14 protein-coding genes are annotated in these 13,160 nt (G+C 31.9%); 10 read left to right on the forward strand and 4 right to left on the reverse strand.

What is annotated here, in order from left to right; translation table 11 throughout:
• Window positions 1-96 precede the first annotated feature (96 nt).
• The 3 genes from BUE10_RS21335 to BUE10_RS21345 form a co-directional block, all read right to left on the reverse strand.
• Window positions 97-1,626 (reverse strand): SulP family inorganic anion transporter, encoded by a 1,530-nt coding sequence (locus BUE10_RS21335; protein WP_073488832.1) that lies wholly within the window; start codon window positions 1,624-1,626, stop codon window positions 97-99.
• Window positions 1,627-1,856: 230 nt separating this feature from the next.
• Complete coding sequence (locus BUE10_RS21340) at window positions 1,857-2,069, reverse strand: hypothetical protein (protein ID WP_053472125.1); 213 nt, start codon at window positions 2,067-2,069, stop codon at window positions 1,857-1,859.
• A gap of 10 nt (window positions 2,070-2,079) precedes the next feature.
• Window positions 2,080-2,325 carry a hypothetical protein gene (locus BUE10_RS21345; RefSeq protein WP_073488834.1) on the reverse strand — a complete coding sequence of 82 codons (246 nt, stop codon included), beginning with the start codon at window positions 2,323-2,325 and terminating at the stop codon, window positions 2,080-2,082.
• 169 nt (window positions 2,326-2,494) lie between these two features.
• Between BUE10_RS21345 and BUE10_RS21350 the strand changes: the two genes are divergently transcribed.
• The 6 genes from BUE10_RS21350 to BUE10_RS21380 all read left to right on the forward strand — a co-directional run bounded on the left by BUE10_RS21350 (window position 2,495) and on the right by BUE10_RS21380 (window position 9,530).
• Window positions 2,495-3,493: a sensor histidine kinase gene (locus BUE10_RS21350; RefSeq protein ID WP_073488836.1), complete on the forward strand. Its 999-nt coding sequence runs from the start codon at window positions 2,495-2,497 to the stop codon at window positions 3,491-3,493.
• Window positions 3,466-4,176 (forward strand): LytR/AlgR family response regulator transcription factor, encoded by a 711-nt coding sequence (locus tag BUE10_RS21355; RefSeq protein ID WP_073488838.1) that lies wholly within the window; start codon window positions 3,466-3,468, stop codon window positions 4,174-4,176. The genes BUE10_RS21350 and BUE10_RS21355 overlap by 28 nt, the downstream gene beginning before the upstream one ends.
• Window positions 4,177-4,312: 136 nt before the next feature.
• Window positions 4,313-5,758 carry a trypsin-like peptidase domain-containing protein gene (locus BUE10_RS21360; protein WP_073488840.1) on the forward strand — a complete coding sequence of 482 codons (1,446 nt, stop codon included), beginning with the start codon at window positions 4,313-4,315 and terminating at the stop codon, window positions 5,756-5,758.
• On the forward strand, window positions 5,755-8,307 hold the full coding sequence (locus BUE10_RS21365) for a hypothetical protein (RefSeq protein WP_073488842.1): 2,553 nt from the start codon (window positions 5,755-5,757) through the stop codon (window positions 8,305-8,307). Before BUE10_RS21360 ends, BUE10_RS21365 begins: the two co-directional genes overlap by 4 nt.
• A gap of 135 nt (window positions 8,308-8,442) precedes the next feature.
• Window positions 8,443-8,736, forward strand: coding sequence for a hypothetical protein (locus BUE10_RS23950; protein WP_073488844.1), 294 nt, complete (start codon window positions 8,443-8,445; stop codon window positions 8,734-8,736).
• 326 nt (window positions 8,737-9,062) lie between these two features.
• Window positions 9,063-9,530, forward strand: a complete 468-nt coding sequence (locus BUE10_RS21380; RefSeq protein WP_073488848.1) for a hypothetical protein — start codon at window positions 9,063-9,065, stop codon at window positions 9,528-9,530.
• A gap of 248 nt (window positions 9,531-9,778) precedes the next feature.
• Here the strand turns inward: BUE10_RS21380 and BUE10_RS21385 are convergent, their stop codons facing one another.
• Window positions 9,779-10,168 carry a hypothetical protein gene (locus BUE10_RS21385; protein ID WP_073488849.1) on the reverse strand — a complete coding sequence of 130 codons (390 nt, stop codon included), beginning with the start codon at window positions 10,166-10,168 and terminating at the stop codon, window positions 9,779-9,781.
• A 95-nt stretch (window positions 10,169-10,263) separates the two neighbouring features.
• Here BUE10_RS21385 and BUE10_RS21390 point away from each other — a divergent pair, with 95 nt between their 5' ends.
• From BUE10_RS21390 to BUE10_RS21405, 4 genes are all read left to right on the forward strand, one after another.
• Window positions 10,264-10,494, forward strand: a complete 231-nt coding sequence (locus BUE10_RS21390) for a hypothetical protein (RefSeq protein ID WP_073488851.1) — start codon at window positions 10,264-10,266, stop codon at window positions 10,492-10,494.
• Window positions 10,495-10,834: 340 nt separating this feature from the next.
• Window positions 10,835-12,064 carry a TMEM143 family protein gene (locus BUE10_RS21395; protein ID WP_073488960.1) on the forward strand — a complete coding sequence of 410 codons (1,230 nt, stop codon included), beginning with the start codon at window positions 10,835-10,837 and terminating at the stop codon, window positions 12,062-12,064.
• 33 nt (window positions 12,065-12,097) lie between these two features.
• On the forward strand, window positions 12,098-12,613 hold the full coding sequence (locus BUE10_RS21400; RefSeq protein WP_073488853.1) for a DUF2199 domain-containing protein: 516 nt from the start codon (window positions 12,098-12,100) through the stop codon (window positions 12,611-12,613).
• Between the two features lie 47 nt (window positions 12,614-12,660).
• Entirely contained in the window at window positions 12,661-13,125 is a 465-nt protein-coding gene (locus BUE10_RS21405) for an Mpo1 family 2-hydroxy fatty acid dioxygenase (RefSeq protein ID WP_073488856.1), read from the forward strand.
• Window positions 13,126-13,160 lie beyond the last annotated feature (35 nt).

Raw genomic sequence — 13,160 nt, forward strand, 5'->3', positions numbered from 1 at the left:
GTGGTTACGTTGCGCAAGACGCACTGCTGTGCGTCTCTACGGAAAATCAGGACGAGAAAATTAATTCACAAACAATAATTAACAATTCACAATTATTTAAGACACTACTTTGTACGTAGGATCTTCAATTACATTGACATTAATAACGGCATCGGCATTTTTAAGTAATTGTCGGCAGTCTGTGCTTAAATACTGTAATTCTATGGTTTTATTTTCTTGTTTATATTTTTTAGTCAGATTGTTCAATGCTTCAATTGCCGACATATCTGAAACCCTGCTTTCTTTAAAATCGATTATAACGTGATTTGGATCGTTTTGTACATCAAACTTTTCCATAAAAGTAGTTATAGAACCAAAAAATAACGGACCGTAAATCTCGTAGTGTTTTATTCCGTTTTCATCGATAAAATGTCTCGCACGAATTCTTTTGGCACTTTCCCAGGCAAAAACCAAAGCTGAGATAATCACACCAATTAAAACCGCCAAAGCCAGATTATGCAATACAATTGTAATTAATGCAACCAGGATTCCGACGAAAATATCATGTTTTGGCATTTTGTTGATAATCCTAAAACTTGCCCATTCAAAAGTAGTAATCGCTACCATCATCATAACACCAACTAAAGCCGCCATTGGTAATTTCCCAATTACAGGCGCTCCAAAAAGTATGATTATTAAAATTGTCAAAGATGCAATAATCCCCGAAAGCCTTGCTCTAGAACCTGCACCAAGATTCACTAAAGTCTGCGCGATCATTGGACAGCCTCCCATTCCGTAGAAAAAACCGTTTAAGATATTCGAACTTCCCTGTGCAATACATTCTCGATTACTGTTTCCGCGTGTTCCGGTAATTTCGTCAACTAAATTCAGCGTAAGCAAACCTTCAGTCAAACCAACAGCCGCAACAATAACAGAATACGGAAATATTATTTTTAAAGTTTCAAAAGAAATTGGAATATTCGGAATATGAAATGGTGGAAATCCGCCTTGAACCGATGCGATATCTTCGACTGTTTTGGTTTCGATATTAAATACAATTACCAAAGCAAAAACAATCATAATAGCAACCAAAGATGCAGGAACTGCTTTTGTGATTTTAGGAAAAACCAAAACAATCGCAACCGTAAGTGCAACTAAACCTAACATAATATAGAGCGGTGTTCCCTGAAGCCAAGAAACCTGACCGTTTACCATAGTTTTAAACTGCTCTAACTGTGACATAAAAATGACAACAGCCAAACCGTTTACGAAACCAAACATAACAGGCTGCGGCACTAAACGAATAAATTTTCCGAGTTTGAAAAGTCCGATACAAATTTGCACGACACCGCCAAGTGCGACGGCTGCAAAAACATATTCTATTCCGTGCGATTTCATTAAGGCAATCAAAACGATTACTGTTGCTCCTGCTCCACCCGAAATCATTCCGGGTCTTCCGCCAAAAACTGCCGTAACTAATCCGGCAATAAAAGCAGCGTATAAGCCAACCAAAGGTGGAAAACCTGCCAAAATTGCAAACGACAAAGATTCTGGAATCATTGTCATAGCGACAGTAAATCCGGCTAAAATTTCATTTTTATAATTGACCTTTTGGGTAAAATCGAAGAGTTGGAAAGCTTTTTTCATAAGGCACAAATGTAGAAAATAATGCCCAAATAGAATTAACCTTCTCTAGTGGAAAAAGTATTTACAAGAAACCAAACAGTATGCTAACAAAACTGTTTTAAAAGAAAAACGAAAACCGAAAGTATGAAACTTATCATTTTATTTGTTTAATTTTTAGAATTATTACACAAAACTATTTATAAACTGATATATTCAGCTGCGTATTTCTACCTGTTTTGTTTAATAAAATGTTAATCTAAACGAATACAGGTATAACCAAGACAATTAACATAATCTATAATATTATCGCAATGCAATTCAACGCCTTCTACACGCAATATTTTGTCGCAGTCTTCGAGGTCAAAGTTGATTTTATAATCCGGAAACTGAGTCTGGATAACGGCAGTTACATAGTTTTTGTCTGATTCTTTGCAGACGTTTGTTTTAAAAATTTCAACAACCATAATTATTAATTTAATTTTTAAACTGTGGGATTAATTTCGTTGAAAAAGATATAAGATGTTCTAATTCTGGCGTAAAGCAATAATCGTAGGTAGCAGCGGATTTAAATTCCGGCTGATTCAGCTCATAAACGCCTTTTAAATTTGAGGTGTTTAAATTTAAGTAAAAACTTTCAGTATTTGATTTTGTTTCTACGGAAATTCCATTGTTTTGAAATTCCTTTTGAAATAAAAAATACTGTGACAAAATAAAATCCATGTCTTTTTTGGTTTTAGAGGATAATTAAATTCGAAGTCAAAAATACTTTAGAGTTACCTATTATAATAGGATATTTATACCAACGGCGTATCATTTATACGAATGGCGTTTGTATAAAATATTATCCTCAAATAGCTATGAACTATAATATTAAACTATTTTTGCCTTCATGAAAATCCTCAAAATTTACCAAAACTTCTTTCTCAGAAACCTCATCGTGCATACCTTCATACTAATGGTAATTTTTGCCTGTGTGTATGATGAACTTCGTTTAGCTGGTCATGACTTTTGTTATATGATCACTAAAATTGCAATAGGATATTTTCCCTGCATTCTCTGGATTACTGTTTTTAATCTTTTTATAATTAAACGATTATTATTCAAAAAAAAGGTCAAAATATTCTTTCTGCTGTTTTTAACGTATTGGACTTCTTTTTACTTTTTCATTAATTGGTTTTTTCCTTTAGTTGGTTTCGGAAATTTTAAAACACTGCAGATATTATCGCTGCTTATCAACGGAATGTTTTTTTATTTTATTCATGTTGTGATTACTAAAAAAATCATGGATACTGATAAGGATATTATGAATTTCAAGTCTGAACTTTCATTTTTAAAGCAACAACTCAATCCGCATTTTTTATTGAATGCCATGAATAACCTTTATGGAGAAGCATTATCCGAACCAGATAAAGTTCCGGACAGAATCCTGAATCTTTCGGATTTGCTGCGTTATCAAATTGAGGCTACTAAAAAGGATTATGTTTTAGTTGCAGAAGAAATTGCTTTCGTTAAAAAATATATTGAATATTATTCTTTTAGAAATGATCGATTGAATATTACTCAGAATTTTGAAGGTGATTTTGATGAAATCGAGATTCCGCCTTTATTCTTTTTACCTTTGGTAGAAAATGCGGTTAAATTTTCTGCCGAAACTCCAATGCCTTTTATTGAATTAGATTTAAAAGTAAAATCACGAAATTTGACTTTTACCATTAAAAACAATTATCTCGAATCCGGATCACGTCTTTCGGGAACGAGAATTGGAATTGAAAATCTAAAAAGGCGTTTAGAGGTTTATCGCTTAAGACATGATTTAAGCTGCGAAAAAGAGAAAAATATGTTTGTTGTAAAATTAAGTATATGGCACTTACCTACCGCTGTCTTATAGTCGACGACGAATCGCCGGCGCATAAAGCGCTTGCCTCACATATTTCAAAGTTTGAGGAACTGGAACATTCCGGAAGTGCTTTTAGTGGCATGGAAGCCCTAAAACTACTTAATGCCAACCAATATGATATTATTTTTCTGGACATTAATATGCCTGTAATTTCGGGTGTTGAATTAATGGAACTCCAGCCTAATAGACCGCTCACGATTGTCACAACAGCTTATTCTGATTTTGCACTTTCGGCTTACCAAAACGATGCGATCGATTATTTGCTAAAACCTATTTCGCCCGATAAATTTGCCAAAGCAATCGAAAAAGCTAAAACCTATTTTTCCGGCAACAGTCTGAAAAAAGAAAACAATACCAGCGCAAAAAACCTTTCTTACCGTCTAAACGGACAAACAATCGATATGCCGCTTTGTGATATTATTTATATCGAAAGTCTTGGCAACTACATGAAACTTTACTGTACCAAGCTTAATTTACCACATATTGTTTATGGTTCGCTCTCGAGCATTGCCTCAGAAATTGACAGCTCGAGTTTTGTTCAAGTGCATCGCTCTTTTATTGTAAACGTAAACAAAATCTCGGCGGTTACGTTTAAAAATCTTACTATGTCTAATGGTGAAATTATTCCTGTTGGGAGGAAATACCAGATTTTATTAGATAGTTTTTTGAAGTAGTTTCTTTTTTGTTTAATAAATTATTCAAAACCCTCAACTTAAATTAGTTGAGGGTTTTTTTATTTTTTTTAGTAATAAAATACCGTGTAAATACGTGGTGTAGGTTTTTGAAAATGTGGTAATCTTGCTTAAACAAATGTTAAAAAATAATATCAAAACAATTATGGATAAGCTAGGGCAATCTATTCAAATCGCAACTATTTTTTTTATACTAAGTCTGGTATCAGAACGATTTATAACTTGGTTTAAGTTATATTTTTTCAAGAAAGGGAATACTTTATTCTGGTATTTTTTTAACTGGGAAAAAGATTATTCTGTTAAAACAGATGATCCTGTATTTGAGAAAGAACGTGAACAGCGAATATTACTATTGAATATTTCCCTTAATATAATCATTGCCTTTTTAATTCATGCCAATATTTTTACAATATTGCATGACGATCCTCTTAAATATTTGAGTTGGAAAGATATTACTGACAATAAAGAGACCAAAACTCTAAGTTCTTTTTATGAAATCTCCGGATGCATTTTTGGCGGTTTACTAATTAGTTTAGGTTCTAAATTTTGGCATGATACACTCGATATGCTATTTTATACTAAGAATTTAAAGGAGAAATTAGGCGATAAAGAGACTTACAAAATAGAAACTTTAAAAGAGTTAGATGAATGGATTGCAATTACTGAAGCTGATATTGTTAAAAAAGTATTTGAAGAAAATAGAGATATTTTAAAAAATATACCAGATGTAATTTCAGTTGGTATAGGTCATAACAATAACTCAAAATATATTGAAGTCGTTACAACAAATAACCCTCATCTTATTCCAAACTCACTACCCTATTATTTACCCAACAACACCGTACGAAAAGTAGATATAAAAGTAGTAGTTTCTTCTCCTATTTCAACTTTCAGCAATAGTATTAAATCTGGAAGTGACATTGCAAATAATAAAACAAAAGATAATTTCGGAACTCTCGGCTTAGTTGTAAAGGCAAAAAATGGAAAATCAAAAAATATGGTTTTAACCTGCTATCATGTTGTAATTGATGAAAATCATAACTACCAAGAATTTGATTATCAAATAGCAGGCGAAATAATTCACCCACATGGAGATGAAGGTGTCGTTATAGGCAAACTAAATTTTGGAATCAGAAACAATGAAATTGATGCCGCTTTAATTTCTATAGACCCAAACATTACAACTTCAAATGTTAATGAGTTTGGTGAAATCAGTACTATTAGAACGATTGCTTATGAAGAACGCTATTCTAATATCAAAGTAATGGTAAATGGCTACAATAAAAGGAGCAATTCTAAAAAAGGTATAGTTCGCTCTTTATACAACAGTGCTACAATAAATTATAAGATTTCAAACAATAAAAAAGAACCTTGGGAACTCAATAATTTAATTGCAATATCTGATGAGGAAGGCAAATCAATCACTTTTGGAGGCGATTCAGGAGCTGCAGTTTTAGATGAACAAAACAGAGTTATAGGGATAGTAGTGGGCGGAAATAGTGAATTAACTTATGCAATACCTATAGCAACCATTTTCAACCAATTAAACATCACATTATCATGAAAATTAAATTCACATTTATTTCTCTTTTACTTCTCATATTTTTTGGATCAGTAAAAATTTATGGACAAAATGAAATCAAATTTGACGTTGAAGATCAAACCATCAAAATTGGAAAAGATAGTAAAGGCAATTCTTATGTACTAAAACATAACATTACAGATGATTTAAAAATAACATTAGTATATCCTCCTAATAGTAGCCCAACATACCATATAGATTATAAAGTTAATAGCCTTAATGAGAAAAAAGTTGTTTTAAATAAAACCTCAGAAAATACTTCCAGCACATTAATTCAAAAAAAAGATTTAGCAGCCGGCACCCTAGTAATTACATTTTACGATAACGACAAAAAAATTAAAGGCTTTACTATCAATGCTGTTAAAGGCTCAGAAGATAAAAAAGATGATTCTTTGACTAAAACATCTCAAGAAGAAGAAAAAGCTACTGGTAACATTATGGAAGATGCTTTATTACTGGAAAAATACAAAGATGGAACCAATTTAAAATTAGTTATAGACATTTTATCAACACATGCCAATAAAAACATTGATGGTTCTGACCTAAATAATGTACTTGCAGAATATAAAGAAAACACCTATATAGAGGAATATATAAATAAAACTTGGAATAGTGAAAACTTTAAAATTCAAACATTATCATTAGATAAGAATCAACAAGCAGGAAATTACTTAGGAAATATCTCAAATATCAGCTCAATGGTTGGAGGGCTTGATGTTACTAACTTAGCAGATGGATTTGCCCGATTTATAGTAAAACGTACTAAAGAAGAATTGAGTATTACTTTTTTTGAAAAGTTTAAAAAAGAATTAGATGACAACCCTAATATTCAAACCGTTTTTCCTCAAACTTATAAATCTCTGAATGTCATTGATAAAGAAATTTATATGTTCAAAGCTTATATTCAAACTTTACGAGAAGCTTTTAAATCCGATTTATCGAATTTACCTGAAAACCTGCCAACAATTATAGATAATAATCCAGATTTCTTTAATGAGCATTTAGAATTAAAAGCTTCACTATTATCAAGCTTTTATCTGGCTGATCAAATAAAAAATGGTACACACCCTGGGATAATTGTAGAAGATTTTCCAGATGAAGATTGGGCAGATGTTTCGATTAATCAAAATTACCGCGCTGCTTTTAAAACCATAAAGCTTTTTAGTCGATCATTTAGAAATTCAAATGGAGGAAACGTATATTGGCTTCCTTATTCGGAAATAAAGAAACTTTTTCAAAACGATAATTTATTAAAACTTTATTTGGGATTGGTTGTTAAACAAGCTCAATTAGACAATATAACTTTTGAAAAATCGGATAAGAAAACTCAAAATTTAAATGAAATTATAAATTCTGCAGCGAGTTTACCCAATAACATTAATTCCTATAGAACTTTTATAAAAGAAATTGTTCAAAAAACCCAAACCATAGAAATAAAGATTAATGAACTGCCTGTAACTGAAAATGACTCTCTAAAATTTGAAAAATATTATAGCATTATATCAAATACACTCGATTTAATGAAAAAAGCAGTCAAAATTGAAACACTGCCGCATTTTCCTAAACTTAACATAAAGCTCAAAGAAGACTCAAACCGTTACTTTGACATGGCACAAACTGCTGCTGATGCCGCAGTTGACGTTAATAGAAAAAACTATACATCTGCCATAGTAAATATTGCAGAATTATTTAATATCTCATCTGAAATTTATAAAAAAAATGATCCCGAATTAATAAAGTTACAGGCTAAAGCTAATGTATTAAAAGAAAGTTTTGACAAGCAAGATATAGTAATGAATGATCTTCAAGGAAAAAATGAAGACAAGGAAAAAAAAGAACTCGAAAGATTAAGAAAAGAACTTGAAGTATCAATAACTAATTTGAAAAAATATATTGATACTAATGAGATAAAATACAAAGATAAATATGAAGTTTTTTTCAAATATGGTACTTTCATGGCTACGGTAACACAAGCTAAAAATTCGCAGCAAGTTGAAGAAGCAATTGAAGCATTTGCTTTACCAACGGGTTCAGCCCGCATTAAACGTGAAACTATGTTTAATGTAGCACTTAATGCTTATTGTGGTTTATTTTATGGAGGCGAGAAAATTGAAGGATTAGATAATTGCTATAAAGGCACTTATGGTGTAACTGCTCCTATAGGTATATCAATAAGCTATGGAAAGCAAAAAGTTCTTCCATTATCTAGTTTAAAGGAATATAAGGGACATTGGTCACATACGCTTTTTTTATCAATAATAGATATTGGGGCAATTACAGCATTCCGTTTTCAAGATGATGTAACAGAATCTGCGCCCAAAATAGAACTAAAAGATATTATTTCTCCAGGTATATTTTATTCGTTTGGTATCCCAAAATCACCATTATCTGTTAATCTTGGTTATCAAATTGGTCCATTATTAAGAAAAGTAACCGCCGCTGATAACACATATAGCAATAGTTATTCAAGGCTAAGTATTGCATTTGTTGTAGATATACCAATCCTTAATTTCTACACAAAATCAAAATAACCTTAAAAAAATAAAAATACACAAAAGCTGCAGACCTAAAAACTCTAGCAGCTTTTTTTAATTCCAAAACCCTTCCACAAAAATACAAAATCCTTACATTAGCATTACCAAAAAACGAACCCCAAATCAAAAAAAATGAAAAACCTCATCCTACTATTCACAATACTAATCACCAGTATTTCATTCGCTCAAACCGAAAGCGAAGTTAATCGAGAAGAAACCAAAACAGTTGACAACTATGAAAAAATCGAAGCAAATCAAGTCGCAATTGATTATGACAAAGAAGTATTTATTGTTGGAAAAGTTGAAGTAAACCCTGAATATCCGGGTGGTGAAAAAGCCATTTTTGCTTTTCTTGAAAAGAAAATTAAAATCACTAAAGAAATACTCGAACAACAAGGTTCTCAAAAGTTTTTGCTCAATTTATAATCAAAAAAACGGACGTTTAAGCGACATTAAAGTTTTAAACAGTAAAAGCCCTGAATTAACAAAAAAATTTACCAAAGCCCTTAAAGCAATGAAATGGACTCCGGTAAAACAAAATAACAGAATCGTAAGAAGCTCTTATATGTTACCTTTTCAGGCTAAATAGTACGTCTATTTTAATGCAGAGTTTGAAGTAATTACAAAGTCATATCGCCACATTTAGTAGTTACAAGGCTTAAACTTCAAAAAAAAATCCGCATACAAAATAATTTTCTTACATAAATAATTACCTTAGCAATCTAAGAAATGTTAATATAATTTGTTAGAAAATGTCCATCTTCAATTTCCTATTTAAAAAAACAAATTTACAATGTCCCAGATGTCTTGGGAAAGGTTTTGTTGACTGGGATGATATCAGGCGTTTAAACAAACAATTAAAATGGGTTCCGGCCCCTTGCGCCTACTGCAATGGTTCTGGAAAAACTACTCAGGAAATGCTTTCAAAAGTTCCTGTAGATATAACATACCTCACTATTGATTTACCGGAATCTGAAATTGAAAAAATAAAAAATGGCGACGAAGAAACGCTCGAAAAAGGAAGACAAAAAGAACTTTTTTTAGAAAATCTTATACAATATGCCCAGGACCATTACCTAAACAAAAATATGGACGCCGAAGCTATTGCAGATTTATACCTTCATACAGAAAGTGAAAATGCCCAATTTTCGATAGAAAGAGAAAACCTAATACAATACATTCAGCAGATAATCGAGTTAAAAAAATCCGACTTCAATTAAAGAAACCTTTGCCTCTTCTGAACCTCTGCTTCTTTGAACCTCGAAAAAAACAAAAACAGGTATAAATACGTATTGCCAGAATTTTTATAAGTAGTAAAATTGCAAGGAATAATTTTTTCTTTTAGAATATAGTCTTCCGCAAGGAAACTTGTAAATTTTGTCAATTTTTTTGGAACAAGAAAGTGAGATTTCATATCGCTGGTAACGATTAGAAATCTCACTTTTTCCTTTATAAGTACTTCACAATACTACTTGTTTTGTTTCAAAGCGGCAATTTGTTCATCCTGATGCTGAATAATCTTTTTCAGGCTTTCAATTGTTTCCTTTCTAGCTTCAGCCAGATCTTTGTAGTTAATTTCATGTTCTGTAACCTTTTCCGTCTTTTTATAAACCTCACCTGTTTCGCGCAGGACATTCAGTTTAATCATATCACCCTCGCCGGTTAAAAGCCATTCTACATCAATATCTGTATATTTTTTTAAGATATTCTCTAACTTATCTACACCTATCGTTTTATTATGTTTTAACTGGCTCGCAAAAGAACCGTTAGACATACCCACCACTTTTTCAAAGGCACCCACTCTAACACCTTTGTAATCTAAATACTGTTTGATCCTATTTATAGTATTTTCTGCCATAATGCTTCATTTTTATTTATAGAAATAATCTAATTTATATTCGTTCTTAAGAAATATCTTACTATATTTGTCTTACTTTTAATACAAATTAAGCAATGAGCAAAAATATAAAATCTAAGCCAAGTTACAATCAAGATGTGTTAAAGATTATTAAAGAAAAACATGGTTTTTCTTACGACTACATTCGCAAATCGATTCGAGGGGATCGTGTAGGCATCATTTGCGACCTAATAAAGGCAGAATATAAGAGGCTTGACAACGAATATAAGATCGTGAGAGAGAGTCAGGCCAATAGATTAAAAAAAGAAATAGGCAGTAATAAATAATATATAAGCATTAAACAATTTGGATCAAATTACCAAAAAGAACCGCCCAGCTTTTTTCTCCGAGATAAACAAAAGCTTTGAGTAGAAGAATCCGGATTTTCTATATCAAAGTGTATGTAATGGGCTGCAAACATCTATTCATGTAATAGATACAATATTAGTTATGCAGCTGATCCTGGCATAATCTAATGTATCCCCCTGAGAAACTAAGCCGTAAAGAAATATCTTTGCGGCTTTTGTTTTTTATAAATCTTTTAGTAATAATCAATCGTTGAATTATTTACAACCTTTGTACCTTTGCGCTTCCACGCCAAAAAACAAATTAAAGCCCAGGATCAATATGGCACGAGAACATTATATTCCGTTTAATAAAGAATTTTTACTCGAACAGCAAATTGCAGCTTTCGCCAATGACAAACAAAAGGTTGATAATTTTAAAAAGTTATTCGATATTATCGAGCATTATTATCATTATGAATCTTTTAATCTTAATCGAAACTTAAAACAAAACTACGCGCTCTATGATCCGGACTTGAGCGAAAAAGAACGCGAAGGTTTTATTGACAAAAGCGATTTTTCTGCTTTTAAAGAAACACTGCTTACCGTTTTAGAACGTGGCAATTATTACAGAATCGATCAGGAAACTTTAAAAGAAGCCTTTACAGAATCTGATTTAATAGGCTTAAATCTCGCCATTGATTTTCATGCTTTTAAGGATTACGAATTATATGTTCGCGGTCACCATAAAGCAAAAGAAACGGTTAAAAAATATTATTTCTGGAAGAAAGAAGTTGAAATCGAATATTATGATCGTGTCCTTATTTACCTCAATTACAGCGATGCCGATTATTTGACCCAGAAAAAAGTCAAATTGGGAAAAATGCCAATTGATCCGGGATCTATTGCTTTAAAAATATTTAAGCGCGTTCCTAAAAACGATCTCGAAACGATTTTCCCAAATGCAATCCCTAAAATGTCTTTAAAAGACAAACTGTTACTTTGGGTTCCCGGAGTTTTTGGCGGTATTTCATTATTAAGTGCCAAAGTAATTCCAGCCTTAATAAACATGTACAATGCTTATGAAACCGGAGAAACTATCGATTTACTAAACAGCAAAACCTCTTTAAATCAAGGTTTAATTGCTTTAGGAATTTTATCTGCTTACTGCTTTCGCCAATACAATAATTTCATAAACAAGAAAATCAGATATTCTAAAATGCTTTCAGACAGTTTGTACTTTAAAAATGTCGGAAACAACAGCGGTGCCTTTTATTCTCTTTTAAATTCATCTGAAGAAGAAGCTTTAAAAGAAACTATTTTGGCTTATACCTTTTTAAATAAAAGCCAAAATCAGTTAACTGCTCAGGAACTAGATCTTCAAATTGAATCCTGGTTTGCGTCTCAATTAAATACCGAATTAGATTTTGATGTAAACGATGCTTTATTAAAGTTAAAAACCATTGGTTTAGGAATAGAAACTAACGGAAAATGGGAAGTTGTTCCGCTAAATGAAGCACTTGTTACAATTGATGAATTATGGGATAATGTTTTTGATTACAATCAGAAATAAGTTTCACATTATTTTTACCTAAAAAAACCGAAAATGTACAGCTATAAATGTTCCTGCTGCGGAGAAACTTTTGACGAAATACCACTGTGTTTTGGTAATGAATTTCCGGCTTACTATTTTGCCATTCCACCCGAAGAAAGAGAACAGCGAATTGAATATGGCGGCAGCTGGTGTTATGTCGACGAAGAACATTTTTTTCACCGCGGAAGATTAACAATTCCGATAATAGATTATCATGAAAATTTAGTTTTTAATGTCTGGACAACCATAAGCGAAGATAATTTCTGCCTGCGAATGGATTTGTGGGAAGATCCTAATAGAATTAATCAGGAACCTTATTTCGGATGGATGCAGACTGATGTACCAACTTATGGCAAAACAATTTCACTACAAAGTATTGCCATCGAGCAAGGGTTAGGATTGATTCCAGAAATAAAAATGATTGAAGAAAATCATCCTTTGACAATTGACCAGGAAAACGGAATAACATTTCAAAAAGCGATTTCTATCGTAGATGAGATTATGAAAATACAACACGGTAAAACCTAAAGGAAATTTTACTAGATTTACGTTAACTAACCTTTAAAACCACAAAAATGAGAACACTAGATCAATGGTTTGCAGAATATGCCGTAAGTCATCAAAACCCAAAAAACAAAGCTATACATTATATTTGTGTTCCGGCAATTTTCTTTTCTATTGTTGGATTATTAATGAGTATTCCGAGTGGTTTTATCGCCAATACTTTAAAATTAAATGCACCAATTATCGAAAATTGGGCCTTTGTGGTATTACTTTTTGTTCTTGTTTTCTACATTAGACTTTCCATTTCGATGGCCATAAAAATTGCAATTTTTTCAGGAATTTGCCTAATTGTTAATTATTACATCGGACAGGTTTTTCCGTTATGGATTTTCTCCATTGGTGTTTTTGTAATCGCTTGGATTGGGCAGTTCTACGGACATAATATTGAAGGCAAAAAACCTTCGTTCTTAAAAGATCTTCAGTTTTTATTAATTGGTCCGGCCTGGGTTGTAGAGAATTTATTTTCGAGAAAGTAATTTTTTTTATTCCCAATTTTATTAAAGATCCAAAC

The sequence above is a fragment of the Flavobacterium sp. CF108 genome, from assembly GCF_900129795.1.
In the GTDB taxonomy this organism is placed as follows: Bacteria; Bacteroidota; Bacteroidia; order Flavobacteriales; family Flavobacteriaceae; genus Flavobacterium.

Coding starts and splice junctions, on each gene's coding strand:
- BUE10_RS21355 (WP_073488838.1), top strand. CDS start 3,466: ATGGCACTTACCTACCGCTGTCTTATAGTCGACGACGAATCGCCGGCG.
- BUE10_RS21365 (WP_073488842.1), top strand. CDS start 5,755: ATGAAAATTAAATTCACATTTATTTCTCTTTTACTTCTCATATTTTTT.
- BUE10_RS21360 (WP_073488840.1), top strand. CDS start 4,313: ATGTTAAAAAATAATATCAAAACAATTATGGATAAGCTAGGGCAATCT.
- BUE10_RS23950 (WP_073488844.1), top strand. CDS start 8,443: ATGAAAAACCTCATCCTACTATTCACAATACTAATCACCAGTATTTCA.
- BUE10_RS21345 (WP_073488834.1), bottom strand. CDS start 2,325: ATGGATTTTATTTTGTCACAGTATTTTTTATTTCAAAAGGAATTTCAA.
- BUE10_RS21390 (WP_073488851.1), top strand. CDS start 10,264: ATGAGCAAAAATATAAAATCTAAGCCAAGTTACAATCAAGATGTGTTA.
- BUE10_RS21340 (WP_053472125.1), bottom strand. CDS start 2,069: ATGGTTGTTGAAATTTTTAAAACAAACGTCTGCAAAGAATCAGACAAA.
- BUE10_RS21395 (WP_073488960.1), top strand. CDS start 10,835: ATGGCACGAGAACATTATATTCCGTTTAATAAAGAATTTTTACTCGAA.
- BUE10_RS21385 (WP_073488849.1), bottom strand. CDS start 10,168: ATGGCAGAAAATACTATAAATAGGATCAAACAGTATTTAGATTACAAA.
- BUE10_RS21400 (WP_073488853.1), top strand. CDS start 12,098: ATGTACAGCTATAAATGTTCCTGCTGCGGAGAAACTTTTGACGAAATA.
- BUE10_RS21350 (WP_073488836.1), top strand. CDS start 2,495: ATGAAAATCCTCAAAATTTACCAAAACTTCTTTCTCAGAAACCTCATC.
- BUE10_RS21380 (WP_073488848.1), top strand. CDS start 9,063: ATGTCCATCTTCAATTTCCTATTTAAAAAAACAAATTTACAATGTCCC.
- BUE10_RS21335 (WP_073488832.1), bottom strand. CDS start 1,626: ATGAAAAAAGCTTTCCAACTCTTCGATTTTACCCAAAAGGTCAATTAT.
- BUE10_RS21405 (WP_073488856.1), top strand. CDS start 12,661: ATGAGAACACTAGATCAATGGTTTGCAGAATATGCCGTAAGTCATCAA.